At 42.3% G+C, this 25,470-nt stretch carries 20 protein-coding genes; 12 read left to right on the forward strand and 8 right to left on the reverse strand.

Annotated elements, in window-relative coordinates:
- The first annotated feature begins 106 nt into the window (after positions 1-106).
- The gene (locus BW980_RS10070) at positions 107-1,414 is read left to right on the forward strand and encodes an MFS transporter (protein ID WP_076455096.1); all 1,308 of its coding nucleotides are present in this window, start codon (positions 107-109) and stop codon (positions 1,412-1,414) included.
- Positions 1,415-1,435: 21 nt separating this feature from the next.
- A complete protein-coding gene (locus BW980_RS10075; RefSeq protein WP_076455097.1) occupies positions 1,436-2,596 on the forward strand; it encodes a mandelate racemase/muconate lactonizing enzyme family protein in 1,161 nt (386 codons plus the stop codon).
- A gap of 9 nt (positions 2,597-2,605) precedes the next feature.
- On the opposite strand, the gene BW980_RS10080 is transcribed toward BW980_RS10075, so the two are convergent.
- From BW980_RS10080 to BW980_RS10105, 6 genes are all read right to left on the reverse strand, one after another.
- A complete protein-coding gene (locus BW980_RS10080; protein ID WP_076455098.1) occupies positions 2,606-3,394 on the reverse strand; it encodes a carbohydrate-binding family 9-like protein in 789 nt (262 codons plus the stop codon).
- A 1-nt stretch (position 3,395) separates the two neighbouring features.
- The gene (locus tag BW980_RS10085) at positions 3,396-6,698 is read right to left on the reverse strand and encodes a DUF5107 domain-containing protein (protein WP_076455099.1); all 3,303 of its coding nucleotides are present in this window, start codon (positions 6,696-6,698) and stop codon (positions 3,396-3,398) included.
- Between the two features lie 101 nt (positions 6,699-6,799).
- Positions 6,800-8,533, reverse strand: coding sequence for a phytoene desaturase family protein (locus BW980_RS10090; RefSeq protein ID WP_076455567.1), 1,734 nt, complete (start codon positions 8,531-8,533; stop codon positions 6,800-6,802).
- A gap of 113 nt (positions 8,534-8,646) precedes the next feature.
- Complete coding sequence (locus BW980_RS10095; protein WP_245800032.1) at positions 8,647-9,300, reverse strand: SGNH/GDSL hydrolase family protein; 654 nt, start codon at positions 9,298-9,300, stop codon at positions 8,647-8,649.
- Positions 9,301-9,346: 46 nt separating this feature from the next.
- The gene (locus BW980_RS10100) at positions 9,347-9,817 is read right to left on the reverse strand and encodes a hypothetical protein (protein WP_076455101.1); all 471 of its coding nucleotides are present in this window, start codon (positions 9,815-9,817) and stop codon (positions 9,347-9,349) included.
- A 69-nt stretch (positions 9,818-9,886) separates the two neighbouring features.
- Positions 9,887-10,138, reverse strand: coding sequence for a hypothetical protein (locus BW980_RS10105; RefSeq protein ID WP_076455102.1), 252 nt, complete (start codon positions 10,136-10,138; stop codon positions 9,887-9,889).
- Positions 10,139-10,286: 148 nt separating this feature from the next.
- Here BW980_RS10105 and BW980_RS10110 point away from each other — a divergent pair, with 148 nt between their 5' ends.
- The 8 genes from BW980_RS10110 to BW980_RS10145 all read left to right on the forward strand — a co-directional run bounded on the left by BW980_RS10110 (position 10,287) and on the right by BW980_RS10145 (position 19,166).
- On the forward strand, positions 10,287-11,426 hold the full coding sequence (locus BW980_RS10110) for a Gfo/Idh/MocA family protein (RefSeq protein ID WP_076455103.1): 1,140 nt from the start codon (positions 10,287-10,289) through the stop codon (positions 11,424-11,426).
- A gap of 258 nt (positions 11,427-11,684) precedes the next feature.
- Positions 11,685-13,223 carry a hypothetical protein gene (locus BW980_RS10115; protein ID WP_076455568.1) on the forward strand — a complete coding sequence of 513 codons (1,539 nt, stop codon included), beginning with the start codon at positions 11,685-11,687 and terminating at the stop codon, positions 13,221-13,223.
- A gap of 85 nt (positions 13,224-13,308) precedes the next feature.
- A complete protein-coding gene (locus BW980_RS10120) occupies positions 13,309-15,156 on the forward strand; it encodes a cytochrome-c peroxidase (RefSeq protein ID WP_076455104.1) in 1,848 nt (615 codons plus the stop codon).
- 115 nt (positions 15,157-15,271) lie between these two features.
- Positions 15,272-16,390, forward strand: a complete 1,119-nt coding sequence (locus tag BW980_RS10125; protein ID WP_175609877.1) for a fasciclin domain-containing protein — start codon at positions 15,272-15,274, stop codon at positions 16,388-16,390.
- Between the two features lie 194 nt (positions 16,391-16,584).
- Positions 16,585-17,445 (forward strand): helix-turn-helix domain-containing protein, encoded by an 861-nt coding sequence (locus BW980_RS10130; RefSeq protein WP_076455106.1) that lies wholly within the window; start codon positions 16,585-16,587, stop codon positions 17,443-17,445.
- 98 nt (positions 17,446-17,543) lie between these two features.
- On the forward strand, positions 17,544-17,993 hold the full coding sequence (locus BW980_RS10135; protein ID WP_076455107.1) for a MoaF-related domain-containing protein: 450 nt from the start codon (positions 17,544-17,546) through the stop codon (positions 17,991-17,993).
- A 105-nt stretch (positions 17,994-18,098) separates the two neighbouring features.
- Positions 18,099-18,296: a hypothetical protein gene (locus BW980_RS10140; protein ID WP_139327651.1), complete on the forward strand. Its 198-nt coding sequence runs from the start codon at positions 18,099-18,101 to the stop codon at positions 18,294-18,296.
- 21 nt (positions 18,297-18,317) lie between these two features.
- Positions 18,318-19,166, forward strand: coding sequence for an SDR family oxidoreductase (locus BW980_RS10145; protein WP_076455109.1), 849 nt, complete (start codon positions 18,318-18,320; stop codon positions 19,164-19,166).
- 11 nt (positions 19,167-19,177) lie between these two features.
- Here the strand turns inward: BW980_RS10145 and BW980_RS10150 are convergent, their stop codons facing one another.
- Complete coding sequence (locus tag BW980_RS10150) at positions 19,178-20,272, reverse strand: aldose epimerase family protein (RefSeq protein ID WP_076455110.1); 1,095 nt, start codon at positions 20,270-20,272, stop codon at positions 19,178-19,180.
- Positions 20,273-20,393: 121 nt separating this feature from the next.
- On the reverse strand, positions 20,394-21,383 hold the full coding sequence (gap, locus tag BW980_RS10155) for a type I glyceraldehyde-3-phosphate dehydrogenase (protein ID WP_076455111.1): 990 nt from the start codon (positions 21,381-21,383) through the stop codon (positions 20,394-20,396).
- A 597-nt stretch (positions 21,384-21,980) separates the two neighbouring features.
- Here gap and BW980_RS10160 point away from each other — a divergent pair.
- Both BW980_RS10160 and BW980_RS10165 read left to right on the forward strand, forming a co-directional pair.
- Positions 21,981-23,243 (forward strand): TolB-like translocation protein, encoded by a 1,263-nt coding sequence (locus tag BW980_RS10160; RefSeq protein WP_076455112.1) that lies wholly within the window; start codon positions 21,981-21,983, stop codon positions 23,241-23,243.
- A 178-nt stretch (positions 23,244-23,421) separates the two neighbouring features.
- Positions 23,422-25,296, forward strand: a complete 1,875-nt coding sequence (locus BW980_RS10165) for a PorP/SprF family type IX secretion system membrane protein (protein ID WP_076455113.1) — start codon at positions 23,422-23,424, stop codon at positions 25,294-25,296.
- The last annotated feature ends 174 nt before the right edge of the window (positions 25,297-25,470 follow it).

Here is a 25,470-nt window from a genome sequence, read left to right on the forward strand (position 1 = left end):
GTTATCTTGACACTTTTAAATTTGAGTGTCGGATTTTTAGACCGTTTGTTTCTGAACAAATAAAGAGAAGTACTTAAATATCAACCTAAAAAATACAACCGACTCAATGACCGATTTACACCTAACTGAAAAATCTTCACGGAAGCGCTACAATATACTGGCCATGGTTTTTATCACTGTGGTAATCAATTATTTAGATAGGAGTAATATCTCGGTAGCGGCTTTTGCCATGAAGGAAGATATTGGCCTGAGCAATGTGCAAATGGGCTATGTTTTTTCGGCCTTTGGCTGGACTTATGCTTGTCTTCAGATTCCAGGAGGCATTATCGCCGACAAGTTTCCCACACGCATATTGTACTCGTTAATAATGGCATTGTGGTCCGTAGCTACCTTGATTCAGGGTATGGTGAGTTCTTTTGCGGCCTTGATAGGTCTGCGGGCCAGTATTGGGGTGTTTGAAGCGCCTTCCTACCCAACGAACAATTTAGTGGTGACCAAATGGTTTCCTGAAAATGAAAGAGCCTCTGCAATAGCGGTATATACCTCTGGCCAATTTCTAGGTTTGGCCTTCTTGACCCCGGTACTTGTAGCCATACAGAGTTATTTTGGTTGGCGCGGACTTTTTATCATTTCGGGGATCATCGGTCTGGTATGGGCGGCAATCTGGTATTTTTTCTACCGAGACCCGAAAGACTACAAGTCTATCAGTAAAAAAGAACTTGAGTACATCGAAAAAGGTGGAGGTTTGATCGGTAAGAACGATGTAAAAAAAGAGGAGAGGAAAAAATTTGACTGGAACGATTTCAAACAGGCTTTTATCTATAGAAAACTCTGGGGGCTTTACATCGGTCAATTCTGCTTGGGAGCTACGACCATATTCTTTCTGACTTGGTTTCCGACCTATTTGGTGGAGTTTAGGGGATTGGACTTCTTAAAATCGGGATTCTTGGCTTCCATTCCTTTTTTAGCGGCATTCTTTGGGGTGCTCCTATCGGGTTTTACCTCTGATTATTTGATTAAAAAAGGCTATTCCGTAGAAATTTCACGAAAAACCCCGATCATCATAGGAATGTTGCTCTCTACCTGTATCATAGGCGCCAATTATACCGAGAGCACCTTCTTTATTATACTATTTTTGGCCATAGCGTTTTTCGGTAACGGATTGGCCAGTATTGCATGGGTTTTTATTTCGCTTATGGCTCCTAAAAAACTTATTGGGTTGACCGGTGGGGCCTTTAATTTTATCGGGGGACTCGCAGGTATAGTCGTACCCATTGTTATAGGATACTTGGTAGAGGATGGTGATTTTAGTCCTGCACTTTTCTTTATCGGGGGCATAGCGTTGCTCGGATTCATATCGTATACCTTTATCGTAGGTAAGGTAGAGCGTATCGTTCCAAAATCATACCAATAAGAATATAGTAAATCGCATTTTATGAAAATATCAGCAGTAAAAACATTTCCCATCAATGTCGGCTTTGGAAGTCAGTTGGTCGTTAAGGTTGAAACCGATTCTGGAATCTATGGTTGGGGCGCTTCCGGACTTTCAGGTAGGGAATTGGCCGTGGTCGGTGCAATCGATCATTTTAGGGGTTTTCTTATCGGGAAAGATGCTCGGAACATTGACGCTCTTTGGCAAGAAATGTACCGTGGTCAATATTTCGAAGGGGGAAGGGTACTTACAGCGGCCATTTCGGCTATTGATATTGCCCTTTACGATATTAAGGGAAAGGCTTTGGGCGTTCCGGTATATGAACTTTTGGGAGGCAAGCATCGCGATAATGTTGATTGCTTTGCTTCGATTCGGTTCAGGACAAAAGAAGAGCTTTTCGAGTATTCCAAGATATGTATCAAGGAAGGTTGGAAGATGCTACGATTGGCTCCAGCAGAATTTGAGGCTGAAGGGGATAAGGAACTTTTTGAGCCTTGCGAATCTATTGATACCCTTGCCGAATGGCTGACTGACCTTAGAAAAGAAGTAGGCACGGCAATCACTATCGGTATTGATTACCATACGAGGCTTACACCGCCACAGACCTATTCATTTATGAAACGGATGCCTCCTGGAACTTTGGATTTTATAGAAGAACCTATTCGCGATGAAAATCCCGAAGCTTATGAAAACCTAAGGAAAATGGTGGATATTCCCTTTGCTATTGGGGAAGAGTTCTCTAGCAAATGGCAGTTTTTGCCTTTTATAGAGCGAAACTTGACACAATATGCCCGTATAGATATTTGTAATGTAGGCGGAATTACCGAGGCCAAAAAAGTAGCGAGCATGGCCGAAGCCCATTATATTGACCTCATGCCCCACAATCCGTTAGGGCCAATCTGTACGGCAGCTACCATTCATTTAGCGGCCGCATGTCCTAATTTTGGATGGTTGGAGGAAGTCAATACCCCTGCACAATACATGGGTACCGATGCGCCTGAGTTTTATCCTGTACGGCCCATATTGGATGGTCCGAAATATCCGGTATTGGATACTCCGGGACTTGGGGTGGAGTTCAATGAAGCCTTGGCTTTGGAACGCACTTTTAAACCGGTTGATATCCCTAGGTTACACCGTAAGGACGGTTCGTTCACCAACTGGTAATAGAACGTACTATTCAACGAATTCCATTAGGCCAAAACGGTTGGCTTGATGTACATTTTTGGAAATGTCATAAATAGGAAAAATCGTTGAAGTAGACCGTCTGTTGCCCTTGGCGTCATTACGGTCTTGTCGAATAGCGAGGAAGGCCCATTTGTTTCCGGCTTCGATCGCAACCACTTTACCAAGCTCACCAAAGTTTGAATAGGGGATGGCCATTTCCATGGTCCATCCCTTATCGATATCGGAATTATCGTTTATTGTTCCATCATAGATGACCTCAACCTCAAAGTCGGGGTTGAAAGTTTTGTAAACCACATCTCTTCCCTCTACATAGTCATTAAAAAATATGAAGTCGTTTACGGCCTTGTTCAGATTTAGCTCATACCCAAAATGGGTATCTAAACTATCGGGTGCGGTAATAAAGAATATCTCGGCACAATCATCGAAATAGGGTTGACCGTCCCTTTTGGTTTCCCTAGCGGTGATGTACCGGTCTTCCATTTCAAAGAATACATAGAACTTATCTTTCCCCCAGAGCATCCTAAAGGTCGATTTTTGTTGGTCCGTTGGTTTGTCTATCCTATAAAAATAATCCAGCGTTCGAGCTTCGGTTTTAGACCAGGCCGCCTCATTCATTTTTCCATCGATTACCATGGTCTCCTTCACTTTTGAAACCTTAAAAATGGGTTGTTCCCCCAATGAAAGTTTCTTTTCATCCTGCGCAAATAATGAAGAGGATAGGAAAACTAGGACGATAAAAAATCGAGGGTTGCTGAAGGTATATTTTGATTGGTTCATATTAGTCTTGCATCATAATTTTGGCCCACAGATGGTTTGGGAAAATGTCTAGGGCTTTTTGCAATTCTTTTTTTGATTCATCGGTACGGCCAAGTCCTGCATTGCCCAATGCTTCCAAATAATAGGAGTTGGCAATGAATTTATTGTTCGTAGCTGAGGCCTCTTCTACAGCGACCAGGGTATTGCCCGTACCTCTTTCACGCATGGCATGTCCTTTTGTAATTAGGCTTTGGAACATTTTTTGGGCCCTTGACGAATCTCCCAACTTTTCTTGGGACTTTGCCTGAAAGAAGACCAAGTCGCTCATACCTCTTCCATTTTGGGCATTGGCACTTTTTTGATAGCTGGATTTTGCTTTTTTTGCATCGCCCAATTGTTCATAGGCTTCACCCATATAATAATATATCATGGCATTCTTTTCGTCATGGGTGGGTTTGCCCACTTCAAGGTTTTCGGGATAAAGCAGTGCGCGCTCTAAATGTGGGATGGCTTCTTGCGGCTTTTTCTTGGCAATCAATTGTTTTGCTTTTAAAGTATGTGCATCTACATAGTGCCAATAGGTTTCCCTACCGCCTTCCCAAGTCCTAAAATGATGGGAGTCAAGAAATGAAATGGCCTTATCGTAGTCACCTGCTAGATTAAGTAATTCCACATAGGTTTTTGGGGCGTCTACATCTTGTCTTACTATGTCAAGATTGTTTTCTAAAATTTCAAGGTTTTTTCTGAAATCGGCATCTGACTCATTGTAGTATTTGGAAAGTTCGGAATACCAAAGCGGGTTGGAGTTATCGAGTGAAATGGCCTTGGTCATGTAGTCAATAGCTTGCGAGGGATTCTTTTGATGATAGAATGCACCAAATGCTAGATTACGCCAAACCATCGGAATACTAATGTCTATACCTGCTGCCTTTTCCCAATAGATAAGGGCGTCATCCGGTCTTTTGTCATAAAGTAGATTGCCTAAAAGATAAAAGGTGGTGGCGTTATTGACATCAATCTTTAATGCGGTGTTTAGAACTGTTTCGGTTTCTGTGCGATACGGAAATGCATAATCTAGGGATGTATTTTTTGCTTGGACCAAGGCTTCTTTTGCTTTGCTAGAATCACCTGCTTCTGTATAAAACCAAGCTTTGTAATAGGGGACAAGGGGACTGGATATATCTTTTAAATCTGATAATAGGGAAATTCCATCTTCAATTAAACCTGCATTCATATAATGGGTGGCAATCTCTAAATAATTGTTTTCAGGGTCTTGCATGTTGTTTCTCCATGCCCTCATTGAGGTGTTTCCTTTTGCTAATTCCATCTCATAAAGGATTGAGAAATCAAGGGGGTCATAAGCAATCTGCTTCTCTAAGAGGTTTACAGCCTCGTTCTGGCGGTTTAGTTTACGGAGTAAAGCGGCCTTCAACACTACAATTCTGCCATCGCGGTTATTTGTTGAATAGGCTTCTTGGGCGTATTCCAGTGCTTTTACATAATTTTTTTTAGAGCTTTCTATTTGCGCCAATTTAAAATTAGCGGCCGAAAACCATTGATAATACCAAGTAGCCCTGGCAAAATTGGCATAGGCTTCTTCTTTATGGCCCAATGCCTGATGTGCTAGTCCTAGGTAATAGAAGATTTCACCTTCTTTGGGTTGATAGTATTTTACTTTTAATTTGTCCGCCGCAGTTTGTAGGAACGATAAGGCGTCTTCATATTTGCTTTGTGTTATTCTGCGTATGCCCAAAGCTATATTTGTACGGTAATCGGTTGGGGATTTTTCCAAAGCTGCCAAATAATAATCGTCGGGTTCGATACCCGGTCTTCTCAATTGCTCTACGAAACGTCCCGTCAGGTAAAGGTCTTCAACCGTTTTCAATTCCTTTGGCTTCTTTACTTTTTCTTGGGGCTCGGGTAATACAGGATTTTTAGCTTTATACGGTGAATAGGATATAAGTTCATTACCTTCCTTATCTTGAATAAGGGCGCTAAGTTGGTTTTCGTCTAAGGCTTTTCGGTTTTTGTAAGTGGATGTAAAAGGATGGGCCGGATCGATATCTATTGTTTTTTCCTCTAAAACAGCATCGCCATTTTTTAAGATTACTTTCGCTCCCTTAAATTCTTTCGTAGTGTTGAATCCGTAAAATACCGTTTTTAGATTTCGCATTTGAAGCGTAACGGAAGCATCGGTATTTGAATTTTTAACGACCTCTAGATCGCGAACGGGATACCAGTAATTTTTTGCGTCTTTAACGGAGTGGGGGAGAATCCAGTTATAATCGGGTTGATTGTTGGAAAACGTGCCCGTCATTAATTCAACATAGGCTTTTCCGTCATCGGTTAGTTTTCGTCTTGCATTTTGTCCTTGTAATCCTGGCCCAAATTGCCAAAGTTTTGAGGCATTGTTCTCAAAAGGGTCGCCAACGTGAACCGTTCCTGCTTTTTGTCCGTAATCATATCCTCCTATAAATCCTTCTTTTATGTCCCACATAAAAAACGAAACCGGGTTAGGATGGTTTTTCCACCAAGTAAGGTCTACACCTTCTTCATAACGGGTCCGGCCATAATCATCGGTTTTATTTGATAAAGGCCATTTGATAAAACTGCTGTTGTTGTGGTATACCCCGATTTCTTGACTTGGAGGCCAGAACGTGCGAAAATCATCATTTGCCGTAATGGCTACATTGGCCCAAAACAGAAAGGTAGTGGTAACATCACTGGTGTTATTGATTCTGTAATCAACCTCGATATACGAACGCCCAGGTCTTAAGGTCATGCCTACAACACCCCGCATGTCCCTGGTTTTTTCGGTTTCACCGACCCAAACTGTGGCGCTTCCATCTTCATTGTTTATCATTCTATAATCACTGGGAAGCATGGTAGTCGTACGGTGGTGATGTGGAAAACACCATTCAATACCTCCGGATACCCAAGCACCCAATGTGCCGATTAAATCGGGTTTGATGACGCTATTGGTGTGAAACAATTCGTGTCCGTTGGTTTTATCGATTGCCGAAAAAAGGCGGCCTCCAAAGGCAGGCAATACCTTTACACGGATGTATTCATTCTCTAGGTAAACCATGTCATAGGTGACGTCGACCAAAGAATCACCCAATTTGGTTTGTGAGGCGTACGGATAGACTTTGCCCTGAGCCCCTTGAACCCCTCTACCGGTATAGAAAATAGGACTTACCTCGTCGGTACCGATTTTATAGGTTGGAATGGTTTCTTGACCTTCGTAAACTTTTACTTGGCCCTGAAGTTGGAAAATGAGGGAAAAGAGTGCAAATGATAAAAGAAAACAATTTTGGTTTGGCATAATTTGTTTGTATAATAATGTTCTTCTTAAAAATAAGAAGTATTGTTATTATACAGTATAACAAATGGTCTGCGGAGTATAATAAAATGTAAAAAAGGGACTTAGTATATATTTTGTGTATTGATTCCTTCACTTTTTTTCTTGGTCCTAGCGGTTTTGACCGCTATTTTCTTCAGCATCCATTCCGGATAATCTGTGGCATCTTCGGCGTCGTAGATGCGTATATGTTGATCTTCGGGTGGCTTTTTGAGTTCGTCGGGATCACATTTCAGAATTTGTGCCGCGGTATCGACCCCTGAATGTGAGACCCCTGCCACGCCATGCGAAAGAATACTGGCGCCACATAAATAAAGGTTTTCTATTTCACTTTTTGCCTTGTAGGCAAAGGGACCAATATGTTTCAGGCTTTTCTCGGTCCCGTAAATATTGCCATCGGTGGTGTTGACGTAATATTTATTGGTCAAAGGGGTTCCCAAGTCTTTTTGAACGATGTGCTTACTGATACCCGGTATCGCCTTTTCTAAACCGTTGATCATTTTTTGCATCAACAATTCTTTAAAATCCAAGTAGGCTTGAGAGCGCTCTAGGCCTTCGTTTTTGAACTTTTCAAATGCTTTGAAATCGACCAAGGTGATGGCCTCTATACTATGGTGTTTTCCGTCATAACTTGAAGGGTCTTTTAAAGTGGTACAGCTAATGAACATGCCCTCAAAGGCATCACCTTTTGAGATGTCGGAGTCCAACATACTATCGTAAAAATCGTCGGTGTCCTTATTGGGCATCATCCAAATATTACCGGAGTCGAGGCCAGCTTTCCGCAAATCCATATCAACGATCAAAAACAGCATCAATGAGGTACTGGAGTATTTAGTGTTGGCCAGTTTTTTTTGAAATTTGGTGCTCAGGTTTTCCCTTCCGACCAAATCATTATAGGTAATACCTACATCTGCATTTGATACAATGGTATCGGCATAAAGTTCTTGGCCGTTTTCCAACCGTACCCCAACTGCCTTTTTACGCTTACTTCCTTCCAAGATGATTTTTTTGACGGCCGTACTCGTACGTAGTTCCCCACCATGTTTTTTAAGGGTGTTGGTCATGGCCTTTATAAGGGCACCACCTCCGCCCATAGGGTAGTAGCCGCCCTGAAAGTAGTGGTACATCAACGCACTGTGCATGACAAAGGGAACTTTTTTGGGTTGAACACCATGGTCACCGCATTGAATGTTTAAAATATTCCGTAATAGCGGATTTTTTATGTGCCATCCGATAACCCTTCTCACACTGAACATTCCGTATTTTCCAAAATGTTTGGTTTTGAACGGAATGGTGAGTTTTTGCCAGAACCCTTTAAAATAGGGGAGGGAGTAAAGCTCTTCACTTACTTTTCGGGTGAGGTGAAGGTAGTTGTAAATCTGTTTTTTTTCTTTTGGAAACCGAGCGGAAAGCCGCTTGATCAGTAAGTCGAGATTGGCAGGGAAATCGAATCGCTCTTCGCCGATACGCACATGTTCGTATGCATCGGGATTCATTTTAAAGAATACCAGCTCGTTGGCAATGCCCAAGCCCCTGTATAGATCGTTGGTAGCCTCACCTTCGGCCATGAGCCCAACATAATGGACGCCAGGGGTAAACCGGTGTCCGTTGAGGTAGAAACTGTGGCACCAGCCTCCAGGAACGTCGTGTTGTTCGAGAACGACCACCTTTTTTCCGGCCCTTGCCAAGCAAATGGCCGTTGCAAGTCCGCCCGCTCCGGAACCGATTATTATCGAATCGTAGGTATGCGAGGCATCTTTGGTTCGTGTTGCACTGGAATCCTTGGTTGTGTTTTGCATTGGCAAGTTTAAAGGGTGAAATTCAAAATAGAATGACATATCCTAAGATATGTATAAAAAACGAAAGCATTTTCACGCTTTAAACGGGCTTCGGACCCAGAAAATATGCCTTGCTATTTTTTCAAGGCCTGAGCTATGGCTTTTTCTACCATAGGTTCCATTACTTTGTAACCTTCCACGGTAGGGTGTACACCGTCATTGGCATACTTTTTTGGTAGGCCGTTGCGTTCATCTGCCATTGCGGAAAAATAGTCAAGATAGATATGTCCTTTTTCATCGGCATATGCCTTGATCATTTTGTTTAGGTCCACTATTTTTTGCGCAGGTTCCATTCCCGGTTTCCACGGATAATCGAAGGCGGGTAGGGTGGAAGACAGTATCACCTTGATATCATTGGCCGTGGCTATTTCGGCCATTGACTTTATGTTGTTCATGATCATGTCAAGGGTAGAAGGCCCCGTGTTTCCTGCAATATCATTGGTGCCGGCCAACAAGACCACTACTTTGGGCTGAAGGTCGATTACATCTTGTCTAAAACGAAGGAGCATCTGTGGCGTGGTCTGTCCGCTGATTCCTCGGTTCACATAAGGTTTGTTCGCAAAGAACTCCGGTCGCGAATTAATCCAACCTATGGTGATGGAGTTTCCCATAAAAACGACCCGGTTTTCATTTGGGGCCGGTTTGGCCAATTTGGCGTTTTCTGCTTGAAAATTGGCTAAATTCGGCCAATCTTGTCCTTTTATCCCATTGATTATTCCTAGTCCCATTAAAAAAGCAAGTAAAAGTGATTTTTGTTTCATTGTCTTCGGTAGGTTATTTTTTCTGATTGTTGAACTGCTTTTTGTCCTCTAAGCTCAAGGGCACCTCTTCGGTAAACTTTCTTTCTGAGGGTTTTTGCATATAGAGGTATACGACCAAGAAAATCGCGACGACCAAAAACAAGGCATTGCCACTTAGATTATAGGCAAATATGGAAAGAAAGGCCGGCCCTTCTAACAGGGCGTATTTTGTAATGGATGCGGACTGATATTTTCCGAGTTTTAAGGATAGGCTATCATTTTTGTCAATGTTCTGTAATTGCTTTTTAAACAAGAACTGGCTCAAGAAATACCCTAAGGCCCCAACTACGGGAACCACGTAAATGTATATATCGTTCGGGTCTGCATTGGCTATAAAACTACCGTTGTTGAGATAGGTTACCACGCCAAAGACGGCAATGCCGCCAACCAATGCAAGGTGAATAATAGATAGGGTTTTGAGGGATGCAGAAGGATTCGGGTCCATTAATGTAAGTTAAACTGCTTATAAAGGTAGCTAATCAACGGGAAAGATAAAAAATTAATTAGGCGGTCGCTACCCCACAATGAACCAATAGGTGTAATAAGGAATGCTAAAGTTGACCACTATAGATAGGGCATAGATAATGATTTCAATACTTTTATTGTTTTGGTGCTGTTCGTTAATTTTTTGCTTAAGCATCGCCCCTTCTTTATCACTTAGTTTTTTAAAATCGATCCCATTTTTGTAGACCTCCCCTAAATCTTTAAATTTTCGCTTTTTAAGAAGGGGCCTGTTTTGTTTTAAACTGCTTATGACTTGAGCCATGAACCTTCACTAGCCATAATTTGATTATAGGTATCCGTTCGAGTCCATAAGTAAGTAGATACTTCCTTGCTATTGAAGTTAGGTGATGGAATAGGGGGAACCTAATTTATATGTATTTTAGGAGAGGAAATTATAAAAGGGACACAAAATGAAAAAAATATCAAGAAGAAGTTTTAATACAAAGTTGTCGCAAGGCATTGCCGGAACCGCGATTTTAGGAAGTGTTGGATTGGGGTATGGGTTTTCGCCTAAAAAGGAAAAAAAGAAATTGGGCATTGCCTTGGTGGGGTTAGGAAGCTATAGTGGTGGACAGCTGGCTCCCGGCCTACAAGATGCGGAACATTGTTATTTGGCGGGTATTGTTACGGGAACCCCGGCAAAGGAAAAGGAATGGATGGCAAAGTACAACATTCCTAGAAAGAATGTGTACAACTATGAGAACTTCGATTCGATCGCCAAAAACCCCGATATTGATATCGTTTACGTAGTACTTCCCAACAGTATGCACGCAGAGTTCTGCATTCGTGCGGCAAAAGCGGGCAAGCACGTTATTTGCGAGAAACCCATGGCTGTTAGCGTAGCGGAATGTGATGCTATCATTAATGCGTGTAAGGAGGCAGGTGTAAAACTGTCCGTGGGCTACCGTATGCAGTCGGATCCCTACACCAATGAAATCAAGCGCTTGGTAAAGGAAAAACCTTATGGTAGCGTACGTTATGTGTCTTCGGATGCGGGCTATATTTCACGGGGCAATCCTGATCAATGGCGGTTGAACCACGCCCTTTCCGGTGGCGGTGCTTTAATGAATATGGGGGTCTACTCCATACAGAGCAATATTTACGGTACGGGGCAAAACCCTATTTCAGTGGCAGCACAGGAATTTAGTTCAAAACCGGAGTATTTTAAAGATACCGATGAAACCATTACGGCCCAGATGGAATTCCCGGAAGGGGTAGTGGGCAATTTGTTCACTTCGCATAATGCCAATGCCAACCGACTTTTCGTTTCGTTCGAAAAAGGATGGGCAGAACTAAACCCTTGCCACAGTTACGGACCTTTGAGCGGACGCACATCGGATGGTAAGGAAATAAAATATCCACACCAGAGCCAGCAAAAATTGCAGATGGACGATTTTGCAAAACACATAATGCTAGGGACGACCAACTACGCGCCAGGTGAAATGGGCAAGCGCGATATGATAATTGTAGAGGCCATTTATAAATCCATTAAAGAAGGCGGGAAAAAGATTCCTCTCGATTTGGGCGATATGGGTATCGTACGCCGATAAGTTTGCTTCTACACATAGAATTTGAAAGGGACGTTTTTGAAGACGTCCCTTTTTTTGATTGACTGTTTACCTCTAATCTGATTTTTTCTCCAAAATGACGCTGTTATTTAGAATTAAAATAGATGGTAACGTTAAGCTAACGATTTAACATAATGATGAACTTTAGTTTAAGGTAACACCATGGTCAGTTAACAATATTTGGGTTTTGCTAAGATATTTTTGTTCCAAATTATTGTAACAAATAACCAAAAGAACAAAATGAAAACAGTATCTAAAATGTTATTACTGGCAGGTTTGGTGGCAACCACTTCCTGTGAAAAACTTGAAAACTATCTCGGCCATGGCGATCAGGGCCAAGAAGAAGGGAGCATCTTCGAGAACAAATCCGAGCTTGAGCCTTTAGTGGCCATTAATTCTAACTTTAACTTTGTCAAGGCCTATTCTTTAATTAGCTCGACCGATGTTTTGGATGACGGTTTTCGATTGGTGGGAGCCCAAGATGGTGCCGGCTTCTTGAAAGACGGTGATGGGTACATGTATGTAGTGAATGCTGAGGATAACTATGCGGTGAGCCGTATTCACTTAGATAAAAACCTCAATCCGATGGGTGGGGATTGGTTATTGAACTCCGGCGTTGCCGATTTTGCCCGTCAATGTTCCGGTACCATGTGGGAAGCCGATATTCACGGTGGACCAAGGGATATATTCCTTTCCGCTTCAGAGAGCTTTCATTACGATGTTAAGGGAATAGATCCCCATGTTGCCGTTCCTACGCCGACCGCAGATTTTGGTCTCGATGCACTGGGCGAGTTCTCATGGGAGAATGCGGTGCCCTTACCAAGGGATACGTACAAAGGGAAAACGGTAATCATTGGTGGTGATGATGATTCATCGGGTTCGGAAGGACAGGTTACACTTTACTATTCTGAAAATGGCGATGCCGACTTCAATAACGGTAAAATTTACGTCTTGAAATTTAAGGAAGTAGCTTCTGGTTCTACCGATGCCAATGGAAACCCGATTGCTCCAATGGCAGTTGAAGAAGGTGTGATCTATAATGAAGGTCAGTTGGCTTTCGGGGAAACCTATGAAGTGGAATTTGTTGAAATCGAAAATGGTGCCGATTTGACCAAGAACGAAATGGAAGATGCTTGTGTTGCAGTAGGCGCTTCCGCTTTCATGCGTGTTGAAGATGTAGATTACCAAAAAGGCTCTGTAGACAACGCAAGAAACGTATTCTTTGCCGTAACAGGAAGAGGTCCGGGCAGGGGTACTTATAACGACTGGGGTACCGCTTACAGATTAGAGCTTGATGAAGATTCTCCTTTAACGGGTAAATTGACCCAAATCGTAAGTGGTAACACCGATACGAACAATATGGACGGAAACATTTCTAGACTTCAGAGTCCGGATAACATCACCGTTACCGAGAATTTCGTTTACCTTCAAGAAGACCCTAACTCTTTTGATAGGGGGCATGCCGCTGCAATCTACCAAACCGATTTAAACGGTAAAAATGCTAAAGTCGTATTGGAATTGGTGGTCAGAAATGACCTTGATCCCTCAGGAAGCACTGGTTTCAGTGGAGAGTTCGGTGCCTTGGTCGACATATCCGACAAGGTAGGAGTTGACGATACCTTCCTGTTGAACCTTCAGCCCCACTACTGGCAGAATGACGACTTCAAGAGTAAAGACGGCCACGATATGGAATCCGATAGACCTGATGCCATTGCCGCCGGTGCTAGGGAGGATAACCAGGGTGGACAAATCGTTATCTTAAAAGGTTTGCCTAGATAAGACCTTGTTATATGATCTTGAAAGACCTCCATGGATAGCATGGGGGTCTTTCCCTATTTATAATTTTCTTTCAATTTACTGAGTTATGTATAAATCGATTTTCCTTCTTGCATTGCTATTAGCTTCTTTCTCCTGTAAAAATCAAAATGAGCAATTGGCTACGGTTCTTAAGACCGATAATGTCGATTGGGGCCATGCCCAAAAATACTATCATAAAAATATGACCGAGGCCGTTGAGTTAATCGATGCCTTGAGTAAAGTGGATGCGGAGAGTGATGAGGCCAAACGAATCTTTACGGACCTCCGTATAGCCTTTAAAAAAGCGGAACCCTATGCTTCTTACCTCAACCCTGAAGTCGGACATCGTGCCAATGGCCCTGCCCTGCCTGTATTTGTAGAAGACACGGAACGCGTGCTAAACCCTATAGGGCTTCAAAAAATAGAGGAGTCTATTTACGAAGGAGGGGAAGACCCCGCAATTTTTGTGCGGGAGACCCATCTGACCAAAGGCCTATTGGTAAACCTGATGCAAAACGTGGGGGAACGGAAATTAAATGCCGAAAGATTTTTTATCGCTATACACCAACAACTCTTGCGGATCATAAGTATGGGTGTTTCTGGATTTGATACTCCCGTGAGTCAATTGGGACTTTCCGAAACCGTAGTGTCGCTCGAGAGTTTAAAAGAAGTGTACGAGCATAGTCTAGGTGAACTTATAAAAGGAAAAAATGCGGAATTGGATACGGAGTTCCAGCTTAACATAGCACGGGCGGTCGCTTTTATTGAAAAGAATGGCGATTTCAATGCCTTTGACCGCTATACCTTTATTCGAGAGTATATGAACCCTATTACCCGAAATTGGGTGGCTATACGAAAGGAGAGCGGACTATGGGAAGGGGTGAACAACAAACCTTTTAATTTTGATGCCCCCACCTTTTTTGAAAAAGACGCTTTTAACCTAGAATACTTCACTCCCCCGATCAATAGGAATCCGTCCGAAAAACAGATTGCCTTGGGCAAGAAATTGTTTTTAGACCCCAACCTTTCGCAGTCGGGCACGATGGCCTGTGTTACCTGCCATATGCCGAATCAGGCCTATACCGATGGAAAAACGGTCAGTATCGGGAATAATGGGAGTCCCTTGCAACGCAATGCCCCCACCTTGATCAATTCGGCCTTTCAAAAAAGCTTTTTTTGGGACGGACGTGCCGAGAATATTTTGGACCAAATATCATCGGTCTTTAATAATGAACAAGAATTCAATACCGGGGTACACGAGTTTTCCACCGATATTCTAAAAGATACCACCTACCACGTTTTGTTCGAAGATGCCTTTGGTAGAATTTCCAATAGAAATGCAGATATTATAAAGGCAATTTCATCGTACATCTCTACTTTGAACGGTTTTGATTCTAAGTTCGATAAAAACATGAGGGGCGAAGAAGATTCCTTTACTCCCGAGGAAAAGTTGGGTATGAACCTGTTTATGGGAAAGGCCCTTTGTGCTACTTGTCATTTTGTTCCCTTGACCAATGGTACGGTACCTCCCTTCTATGCAGAAACAGAAAAAGAGGTTATTGGGGTTCCGGAAACCAAAGCGAACACAACTTTAGACGATGATTTAGGTTTCTATTGGCGCTACAATAAAGAAGAACATTTGGGCATGTTCAAGACCCCAACGGTACGGAATACGGAATTTACCGCACCTTACATGCACAATGGGGCTTACGATACCCTAGAAGAGGTAATGGATTTCTATAACAAAGGCGGTGGCCGTGGCATGGGATTCGACTTACCGCACCAAACTTTGCCGTTTGATGAGCTGAACCTGACCGAAAAAGAGCAACAAGCACTCATTACATTTTTGAAAACCTTGTCCGATACGAATGTTGAGAAAGAGGAAATACCTCAATTGGCCAATGCTGCTTCCTAGGGGCTCGGGTCCGTCCCTAAAATTTAAACTTTAGCTAACCTAGAATTAAAGAAAAGCACGGATTGCAATTTATATAAAGAAGTACTTTGTAGCCCGGATACAAAACCGCATGAAAATGATGATTACAAGAGGATTTCTTAAAAAATTGGCGATGCTGCTCATGGGAATATCAATGGCCATAGGATGTTCAAAAGGAAATGATGTCGTCGAAGATGTTGAGAAGGAAATTAGCAAAGAGGAAGGGCAGGCCGATGGAGCCGAGGGGGAGACTCCTGGGGAAGAGGCAGCTGATGATGAAGCCTTAGTGAGTGCAGCCGAGTTTATTCAATCGGAAGATAGTTTGACCATTGCCGCCGAAGCCTTAAAAACGATAGATGATGCCCTTGTGGAAAAACTTTCGGATGAAAACGGAAAGCTTACGTTTTTTGTACCGAGCAATAAAGCCTTTACCGAATTTTTAGCTTCTTTAAAGGCGTATACCGATGTACTTGATTTTGACGAAGACCTGGAAAAGGAAATTCTGGCACAAGTGCTCAAGTACCATGCGGTTATAGACGGCGCTAATTTTTCTACCGAACTGTCCAACGGTTCCATCCTACAGACCTTACAATCCGAAGAAATTAAAATTACGGTGGATGGCGATGTGTACATTATTGATACGACAGAGATACACGCCCAAATCACTACGGCCGATATCGAAGTGGCAAACGGGGTCCTCCACATTATTGATAAGGTTTTGATTCCGGAGGCCGTGCTGGAGGCCTTGTTCCCGAAATCTTCCTTAATCGATTTGGTAAATGAAAGCGATGACTTGTCAATGTTCGCGAATGCCATTGCGGAAGCCGGATTGGAAACTAGGTTCAATGATGGCGATTACACCGTTTTCGCTCCAACAAATACTGCAATCGAGACCCTGTTCAAAGTGCTTGGGGATGACTATAACTCTTTTCAAGACTTTTCTAGTATTCTAGAAAAACAGGCTTTAAAAGAAATTATTCTAGGTCATGCGGTAGAGCAAGTAATAGTTCGTAATGATCTAAACGTAGGGGAGTTACCTACGCTGATTTCTGGTGATTCAATAGAGGTGGTAGAAGGGGCAGGTGGCATGGCGCTACAAGATGCTTCTGATGACCAAGCCCATTTTGTGGAGTTCGATATTGAAGCTTCCAACGGGATCATACATACCATAGACAAGATTCTTATTCCCCAAAAGGCATTATTGTTGCTCAATTAGGTTATTTTTCTCTTTGGGGAATAAAAAATACCTTGTAACTCGGAAACATCGGTTTACGGAAAAACGAGGGTGGCCTTGGTCAAAAAGGAGAAATTAAAGCGACAGTTTTTGTACGGGTTATCAGACTTTAGGCTCCTGGTTTAAACGAATCGTCTTAACTTAGCATATTCGATAAGGAAGAAAACCAAACGGCATTGAACAAGATCCCCAGTATAGCATTTGAAGGGCAAGAGCACATAAGGGACTTTGATGTTTTGAGCATGGCTGAACTGTGCGCTAAAATAGACAAAGGTTTAGACCATAATCCGTTGCAGCCGCACCGTATTACTTTCTTTGCCCTGCTGTTGGTGACCGAGGGGAGTGGTTACCATAAAATTGACCTTAAAACCTATCCGGTAAAAAAAGGGAGTGTCTTAAAAATAGCCAAAGGACAAGTACATGCCTTTCAGGAGGATATCGACTACCAAGGCGCCTTGGTTATCTTTACCGAAAATTTCATCTTAAAATATTTCTCAAAGTTCTCCATTGAGTATATTTCCCATCTCTACAACTACCACCTTTCCGAACCCTTGGTAGAAAACACTCGATCGGAACCCTTCCTAGAACAATTAGAGGAGGAATTCAAACGCGGGCCCAATGCGGCCCAACAGAACATTCTTGCCAAAATTCTTGAACTGTACTTGCTAAGACTGGAGCGCGATGATACCTCCACTTCCCTTGTAAGGCAAAATCAGCCTCATTACCCCCTGTTTCTTGAATTTAAGAATTTGGTGGAAAAACGGTATGTGAAGACGCGAAATGTAAAGGATTATGCAGAAATGTTGCACGTTTCTACCACACATTTGAATCAGGTCGTAAAAGAGTTTACCTTGAATACGGCCAAACATTTTATTGACGGATTTGTGATTCTCGAAACAAAAAGAGCCATTGCGAGTACCAATTCGAGCCTAAAAGAAATTGCTTATGCCATGGGTTTTGATGAGGTAACGAACTTTACCAAATTCTTTAAAAAGCACAGCGGCATTACCCCCAAACAGTTCAAGGCCGAATTTTAACGGCCCAATTCGCATATTTACCATTCTTTTCAGAATATTTACCTACCTGAAGATACCGTACTGTATCAATTTTGTACCCAACTTAAAATCTTGAAAAAATGAAAACAAAATTAGCTAGCTGTATTGGTCTTGCCTTGTTTAGTGTCGGACTTAGTTTTGGTCAGGATAAGGCCACGGGAGTAAACAACTATCAGTTCGGACAGCCAGAGCATTATTTGGACGGTTACTCCATGAACTTTCAGTATCAGAATGGGGCGGCCATACACATGGAATTTTATGATGGAATGGCCAAGTACGAATGGGTGGCCGGACCTTCAAAAGGAAACGGAAACAGAGATATTGCTTACAAGTCCCTTAAAATAGGCGATAACCTTTACTTGGTAAGCTGGCATGAAACAGGTTTAAAAGATTATTTGACCCTGGTATTCGACTTTGATAAAATGCTCATGCATAATTCAATTATTATCGGCTATCAGAACAAACCTGAAAGAAGGCTAAAAACAATTTCACAAAGTGGTATTATCGATCATTTGACGATAGCCGAATAAGTAGGTTATCATCATTATATTGTCATATTTACCATTTTTAGTTGTGGATTTACCTTTAACGGAGCTTCTTGTTTTTTGAATTTTGTAAAAGAAAAAGATACGATTATGAGTCAAGTAGCAATATGCCCTACATGTGGCAGCAAATCAAAGATAAAGGAAAAAGAAGGTGTTGTTACCTACCAGGCCGTACAAGACGAAGAGGCCTTCAAAAAGATCGGCCAGATGAAAAGGGCCATGGAAAAATTCAAGGCAAAAGCCGATAATCTAGAGAAAGAGCTAGAAGTGCTAAAAGCAAAATTGTAATTTAAAGCAAATACGACAATCATGACAATAGCAGTAACCTCCGCAAGTGGACAATTAGGGGCTTCGGTCGTGCGCCAGTTGATAAATGAGATTGGAAAAGAAAATGTAGTAGGAATTGCCCGAACTCCCGAAAAGGCCGCACATCTTGGTGTAGAAATCAGAAAAGGCGATTATAATAGCCGTCAAGATTTTGATGCCGCCTTAAAGGGTATCGATACGGTTCTACTGGTTTCTGGGATGGATGACCCCGAAAAAAGGATCCAACAACACAGAAATGTTATAGAGGCCGCCAAACAGAACGGAGTTCAAAAAATAGTCTATACGAGCATTGTGGGCGATGAAACGAACACGGCTTTTAGTCCGATAGTAAAAAGTAATCGCCAGACCGAAGTGGATATCAAGGAGTCAGGACTCGAATGGGCTATCGGTAGAAACGGCATTTATATAGAACCTGATTTAGAGTATATAGACCATTATGCGAAAGATGGCGAGATTCGTAACTGTGCCGGTGAAGGAAAGTGTGGCTATACCAGTAGGGGGGAATTAGGTTATGCCTATGCCCAAATGCTTTTGGGTAATGAGCACAACGGCCATGTCTATAACCTAGTGGGCGAGGCGATTACCCAGGCAACCTTGGCCGACCTCATTAACGAGGTATATGGCTTGAACCTAAAATTTAATTCCGTGTCCGTGGCGGAATATGCAGCGGAAAGAAAGAAAGCCTTAGGTGATTTTATGGGTACCATAATAGCAGGTATATATGAAGGAATCCGCAACGGGGTCAATGATGTTCCATCTCACTATGAAATGGCGGCAGGCAGACCACATAGGGCACATATAGATATTATAAGGGATTTTAAAAAAGCATAGGTTGCCCTAGTTTATTTAACGATGCCGAAATCGTATACGACAATTTCGGAATAGGTTTCGCCTGGTTTTAAGAGTGTGGATGGAAAATTGGGATGGTTCATGGCATCCGGGTGGTGCTGGGTCTCAAGACAGATGGCGGCATGTGGCTTGTAAGCAATGCCATATTTCCCGGTAATATGATCCAATCCGTTGCTGGCGTATAAGGTAATGCCCGGTTGTGTGGTGAAAACTTCCAATTTTCGTCCCGAATTGGGTTCTATGACCTCGGCGGCTTTTTTCATTTCCCCTTCCTTTTTATTCAATACATAGCAGTGGTGATAACCGTTAAGGGGAATGTCGTGAATTTTATCGCCTAATCGGGTCATGGTCTTGAGGTCCCAGGCCGTTCCTTTTAGCGAAGGTAATTTTCCGGTAGGGGTAATGTCTTCATCGAACTCCGTATAGGTGTCGGCATCGATCATCACCCTATGGTCGTATATCAAATCTTTGGCCCCGTTCAAGTTGAAATAGCTGTGGTTGGTCATATTGACATGGGTGTCTTTGTCAGTCTGCGCTTGAAAGTTTACGTAAATGGCATTGTCATCGTTTAAAAGATAAGTGGCATAAACATCAAGATTCCCAGGAAAACCGAAAGAACCGTCGGGGGAGAAATAATGGAAACGTATGCCTTCTCCATTCTCGTTCGATACGGTTTCCGCATCCCAAACGGCATCCCTAAACTCGTTTCCTCCATGTAGGGAGGTGCCATCTTCGTTGGCGGTAAGTTTATAAACGGAATCGTTCATGACGAATTGGGCATTTTTAATTCTATTGGCATAGCGGCCAACGGTAGTCCCAAAGCTCGGATGGCCCGCGAGATACGCCTCCAAATTATCAAAGCCTAGAACTACATCGTCTAGTTTTCCGTCTTTGTCCGGAACGAAGAGTGACGTAATGATGCACCCTAAGTTGGTAATCTGCATTTTCATACCATTGGAATTGGTAATGGTGTAGAGCGAAACTTCCTTGCCCTTGACCTCGCCCCAGTGTTCTTTTTGTATCGATTTCTTCTTCGTTGTGCAGTTCGTCATCATGAGCACGGCCAATAGGTAAAGTATCTTCTTCAAAATCTGAAATTTAAAATCGGATCAAATTACAAAAAAGAAAAAAGGGACATAAAGTAAAAACAGGTCAAACTTCAAGGGTCTGACCTGTTTTGTAAAGTAGAAATAGCTATGGCTTTATAAGCTACAGACTCAATATTTGACGTACCATTTGATTGGTAAACCCCCATTCGTTATCGTACCATGCCAATACTTTTAGTAAATCGCCGTCTACAACCTTGGTTAGCGATAGATCGGCTATGGATCCGTAGGGACTTTTGATAATATCGCTGGAAACCAAAGGCGCATAGGTGGTCTGCAATACTTTTTTATAACGGTCCGTTTGTGCTTCTTCCTCCAAAATTTTGTTTACCTCTTCAGCACTTACCGGTTTCTCCGTTACGATGGTAATGTCGGAAATCGATCCCACGGCAACGGGTACGCGAACCGCCATACCATCAAACTTACCGGCGTATTCGGGCAATGCCTTGGTCGTGGCAACGGCAGCCCCTGTTGTTGTGGGTATAAGGTTGTTGATGCCTGAACGCCCCATTCTAAAATTACCTTTGTTCGGCGAGTCGACCATGGCGTTAGAACTGGTATCGGCGTGAATCGTGGTCATAATCGCCTTTTTGATTCCGATACGCCTCCCTATGATCTCTATTATGGGGCTAATGTTGTTCGTGGTACAACTGGCGCACGAAAAGATGCTGGTTTTGCCGTCGTCGGAATTGACCCCGTGAACTACGGTAGGAATTTCGGGGCTCTTCGAAGGGCCCGACAAGACTACGGTTTTTGCCCCTGCTTCAATATGCCTGTCCGCATCCTTATACTTGGTGAAAATACCGGTACTTTCGATTACCACATCAATATCCAACTCCTTCCATGGTAGGTCTTCAGGATTTCTTTCGTTCAGGAAGCGAATGGCTTTTCCGTCTACGATTAACTGTCCTTCCTCAAAATCGACGGATTTCTCGAACTTTCCATGTACACTGTCGTATTCCAATAAATAGGCGATGTTTTCAATGGATGCAATATCGTTGACCGCAACTACTTCCAGCTCAGGGGTATCTAATATGACCTTTAATGCGGTTCGGCCTATTCGACCCATTCCGTTAATTGCTATTCTTTTCATAGTGTGATTTTTAAACTGATGGTTTTAGGTTATGTCAAAAAGCGACTTATTACAATTATCGTTTACTGCTTTCTTGGTCGTAGCCAAAAGGAGGAACCGACATTTGGTACGTTAAAATGCTGTTAAGGCATAAAGGAACGGTAGGCGATTTCAATACGCCTGCTATGATAAGGAAAGTGTTCCCATGTAAGTGGTCTTATCCAATATTTGGGGTGCTATATAGGTTGGGGGCTAGCTTTTGCAATCGAATCTGAACAATTTTCTCTTGTATCGGCCTATTATTTATTCCAGCGAAATATAGGTGTGTCTTCAATCTAGAAAATTGTCGCATGACCGAAACTAAAATTAAGAAGGGGTCACTGCTTTGTGAAAAAATCGAATTGGGAAAATAACAGGACATACTAGTAAGAATTAATAGGTGGCAAATTGGTTACTTCATCCGATTTTTTGGCTCTTAAACTAAGAAAAGTGCAGTTTGTCGATAATTTTAACATAAAAAAATCGCTTTTTGGGCAAAACCTATGAATTTTTACTAAGTGCAGATATAAGAGTTTTAGTGAACTTTGTCGAAGATATTAACCCCTAATCGAATTTATTATGAAAAATGCGCTATTTTACAATGTGCTTTTCGCCGGCTTCTTTTCGTGCTGCTGCAGTTCAGTTACTGCTCAGTATTCGACTAGAGACAATGCTGCCGAAACTCTCCAGGCTACCAACAAAAGGATGGAAAATTACCAATACCTTAGAAGTCAGGGTTACCAAGATAAAGAAATTTTTGAAGACTTGGGCAACGCTAACTTCTTGAATAAAAATTATGATACCGCCTTGTTTTGGTATGATAAATTAAAAGAAGTCAGTAAGTCTGGCAGCTTGAGTAAAAACTATCAAAAGCGTTATGACTACGCTTTGGCCAAATATCATAATATCGGTTCAGCTACCAGTTCCGATAACAATGACTGGGTCGCTCAAATTGCTTCGGATTATAAAGTAAAATCTAAAACATCTAAAAATATACTCGATCAGCCTTTGACCGAAAGGTATAGGGAGCTAGATTTTCAACGAAAGGATGGAAAATTCATTGTAGATGACCAAACCATAGTTGAAAACGAACTTAGGGCCTTTTTAGGAGACGGGAACGTAGACCACAATGGCTATAAGATGCCAGTGGCCGTTTCGCCCGATGGTAAGACCGCCTATTTTAGTAAAAAAGTAATGGTTAAGCCTTTGTACGGCCTGTTTTCCAAAGAAGAGGAAGTACACAAAATATTCAAGGCAGAAAAAGTACGTGGCAAATGGAAGAACATTCAGGAAGTGGCCGTTGCCCCGAAACACGCATCGGCAATGCACCCTTCCATATCTTCCGATGGTAAGCGTTTGTTTTTCGCCTCTAACATGCCAGGTACCTTTGGCGAGTACGATATATATGTATCGGCCATTCGTAAAGACGGAAGCATGGGCGTTGCCAAAAACCTTGGTCAAAAAGTAAATACAAAGAAAGATGACCTTTACCCAAATGTGGTCGGAACAAATACCTTGTTCTTTGCCTCCGAAGGAAGAAAAGGTCAGGGCGGACTCGATGTCTACATGACCCAAGTAGGTCAGAAGCATGTTGGCCTAGCGGTTAACCTAGGTAGCCCGATAAACAGTAGCGAAGATGATTTTGCTATATCGTTTACCTCTGAAAACGGAAAAGGATATGTGATGTCTAACCGAGGCAATCGTAATGCCGAGGTACAAAAAGTGGCCTTCACTTATGCCAATAAAAGACCGACTGAAGACAACAGCGACTATCGTACGCTCGAAGCCTTCAATACGGATTCAGAACTGCGCTTTACTTCAAATTTATTTGAAGAAGATTAATTAAAGGATGGGGTTTAAGATACACCGGCGATTACCGTCGCCGGTTTATAACCCAAATCCTAGGTAGTCTAAACATTCTTAGAATTTACGGGCATCTACCACTTGAGTCCCGTTTTTCGACCCAACAAGAATAGATAGTGTTACCCTTAGTTTACAATAATCCCAAATTTTCACTACCATGAGCTACAAAAAAAATAATATCCGCAAAATTTACCTGCTCCTTCTATTATGTGCCATCTTCGGTACAGCGTCTAACTACGGACAAGAAGCCGCGGTGACCGAGATCAACTCTAAGAGCACCTATCACAACCAGTTGTTCTTCAATAGATTTTTGATCAATCCTACCTTTTCTTTGGTAAGGGAAAACAAATCATATATCAATATTTTGCATAGAAACCAGTATGCTACGTTTGAAGACAATAACCAGAACTACTTCCTGGGCTTCAGTAATAGAATAAACGACCGTACTGCATTAGGAATCAGTGTTTATAGTCAATGGTCAGGTGTCGTTCAAGAATTTGGCTTTAATGCAAACTATGCAACGGCAGTAAAATTAGGTGAAGAGAGTAAATTGACTTTTGGTACCAATATTACCTATTACACCGAAGGTTTGGATCAAAACCGGGTGGTAGTGGCCGATACCGACAATAAAATTTCAGATGCCAAAAAAGAGAGCAAGGTAGCCGTTCAACCGGGCGTGACCCTATCTTTAGGAGGATTCGACTTTGGCCTTTATGCTACCGAACTTTTTAAATATAACCAGACCACCAATGAATTTTTAACGAACCTAAGTACCAAGAGCGTAAAGGCTTCGGTACAGTATACCCATCAATTTATGGCCAATAGGGGACTTTTTGCCCACGCACGTTTGATGCCAATGGTACAAGTCGGAAAGAACAAGGAAGGCGGATTGGGATACGTAGGTTCTATATTGTTAGACTTACCCGATTACGGTTGGTTCCAAACGAACTTTGACGATGATTACGGACTTTCTTTGGGCCTAGGCTTTAACTTGAGTAAGCGTATGTCATTGGGGTACTTGTTAGAAAAAGACTTGATGACCGATGATGCCGACCTAGGATGGAACCACGAAGTATCTTTGGCCTATACCTTTGATAACCATGGCTCTAGTATGGATGCATTTGCCGACAGCTCTGAAGATGCCAAAGTTGACCGCATCGTAAGAAACTACGAAGAACAGATTTTAAGATTGACTGCCGAGAACCAAAAAAGCCTGGCCCATAACAGTACTAGAGGGGAAAGGGAAGTGCAAAAAAGTTTCTCTCCCGAAATGGAAGGCGATATCAACAGTATGGCCTACGAGAACCGCTTGATCTTAGATGAGCTGATCATCAGACAAGACTCTATAGATGCCGCTCGTGATGCCGCATTTGAAAAGCAACTGAAGTCTTTGGTAGATGTGCTTAAGAAAGAAATAAAAGAAAGCTTGAACAACGATGTTGAAGAAAAGCCAAGAACACCGGTAAATACAGCAAATACGGCTTTGGCCAGCAATGTTAAAAAGACACGATACAATCCAAATGACGGAACGAAAATAGAAGAGCCCAAAAGGTTCAATAGCTTAGATAGCTATGTAGCCATGAAAGAGAACATGTCTACAGCTTCAGCCGGCACTAAGGAAAGCCTACGGACAAATACGGTAGAACAAGTTGCGGAAACTGAGGCACAACCCATTGTAGCCAAGGAGGAAAGTACAAAACAAGTGAAAGACTACGTAAAGCTTCCGATCAAGATTCTTAACCAGTCCGATATCGTTGGTGTAAAAGCAGGATACTATGTAATAGCCAATGTATATAAGAACGAAAAGTACTTGAACGCCTTTATGGAGACCTTAAAACAACAAGGTTTAGATGCCAGACAGTTTTACAACAAAGAGAACGGACTGCACTATGTATACCTGGCCGATTATAATTTCAAGGAAGAAGCCCAAATGGCATATGTATCTAACTTGAACGGAAAGTACCAAGATGAAAAATGGATTATGCAAGTAGATGATCACTCAGCTATAGTGAACAATATATACGAAGACTAATAACAATATTAACTTATGGTTAGTGGGACCTGATTTTTTGGTAGAAAATTAGGCTAAAACAGCGGGGGAGGCCCCGCTGTTTTATTTGTTTTATAAGGGTATTGTTAAAGGCATTTTATAGAATATCCGCATCATATTCTTCGATAACTGGTATTAAAAAGCGGATGTAATGCA

It is taken from the genome of Zobellia uliginosa (assembly GCF_900156625.1).
Taxonomy (GTDB): domain Bacteria; phylum Bacteroidota; class Bacteroidia; order Flavobacteriales; family Flavobacteriaceae; genus Zobellia; species Zobellia uliginosa.

Coding starts and splice junctions, on each gene's coding strand:
- BW980_RS10135 (WP_076455107.1), top strand. CDS start 17,544: ATGAAAACAAAATTAGCTAGCTGTATTGGTCTTGCCTTGTTTAGTGTC.
- BW980_RS10100 (WP_076455101.1), bottom strand. CDS start 9,817: ATGGACCCGAATCCTTCTGCATCCCTCAAAACCCTATCTATTATTCAC.
- BW980_RS10085 (WP_076455099.1), bottom strand. CDS start 6,698: ATGCCAAACCAAAATTGTTTTCTTTTATCATTTGCACTCTTTTCCCTC.
- BW980_RS10090 (WP_076455567.1), bottom strand. CDS start 8,533: ATGCAAAACACAACCAAGGATTCCAGTGCAACACGAACCAAAGATGCC.
- BW980_RS10160 (WP_076455112.1), top strand. CDS start 21,981: ATGAAAAATGCGCTATTTTACAATGTGCTTTTCGCCGGCTTCTTTTCG.
- BW980_RS10140 (WP_139327651.1), top strand. CDS start 18,099: ATGAGTCAAGTAGCAATATGCCCTACATGTGGCAGCAAATCAAAGATA.
- BW980_RS10105 (WP_076455102.1), bottom strand. CDS start 10,138: ATGGCTCAAGTCATAAGCAGTTTAAAACAAAACAGGCCCCTTCTTAAA.
- BW980_RS10165 (WP_076455113.1), top strand. CDS start 23,422: ATGAGCTACAAAAAAAATAATATCCGCAAAATTTACCTGCTCCTTCTA.
- gap (WP_076455111.1), bottom strand. CDS start 21,383: ATGAAAAGAATAGCAATTAACGGAATGGGTCGAATAGGCCGAACCGCA.
- BW980_RS10125 (WP_175609877.1), top strand. CDS start 15,272: ATGATGATTACAAGAGGATTTCTTAAAAAATTGGCGATGCTGCTCATG.
- BW980_RS10070 (WP_076455096.1), top strand. CDS start 107: ATGACCGATTTACACCTAACTGAAAAATCTTCACGGAAGCGCTACAAT.
- BW980_RS10075 (WP_076455097.1), top strand. CDS start 1,436: ATGAAAATATCAGCAGTAAAAACATTTCCCATCAATGTCGGCTTTGGA.
- BW980_RS10110 (WP_076455103.1), top strand. CDS start 10,287: ATGAAAAAAATATCAAGAAGAAGTTTTAATACAAAGTTGTCGCAAGGC.
- BW980_RS10095 (WP_245800032.1), bottom strand. CDS start 9,300: ATGGGACTAGGAATAATCAATGGGATAAAAGGACAAGATTGGCCGAAT.
- BW980_RS10145 (WP_076455109.1), top strand. CDS start 18,318: ATGACAATAGCAGTAACCTCCGCAAGTGGACAATTAGGGGCTTCGGTC.
- BW980_RS10120 (WP_076455104.1), top strand. CDS start 13,309: ATGTATAAATCGATTTTCCTTCTTGCATTGCTATTAGCTTCTTTCTCC.
- BW980_RS10080 (WP_076455098.1), bottom strand. CDS start 3,394: ATGAACCAATCAAAATATACCTTCAGCAACCCTCGATTTTTTATCGTC.
- BW980_RS10115 (WP_076455568.1), top strand. CDS start 11,685: ATGAAAACAGTATCTAAAATGTTATTACTGGCAGGTTTGGTGGCAACC.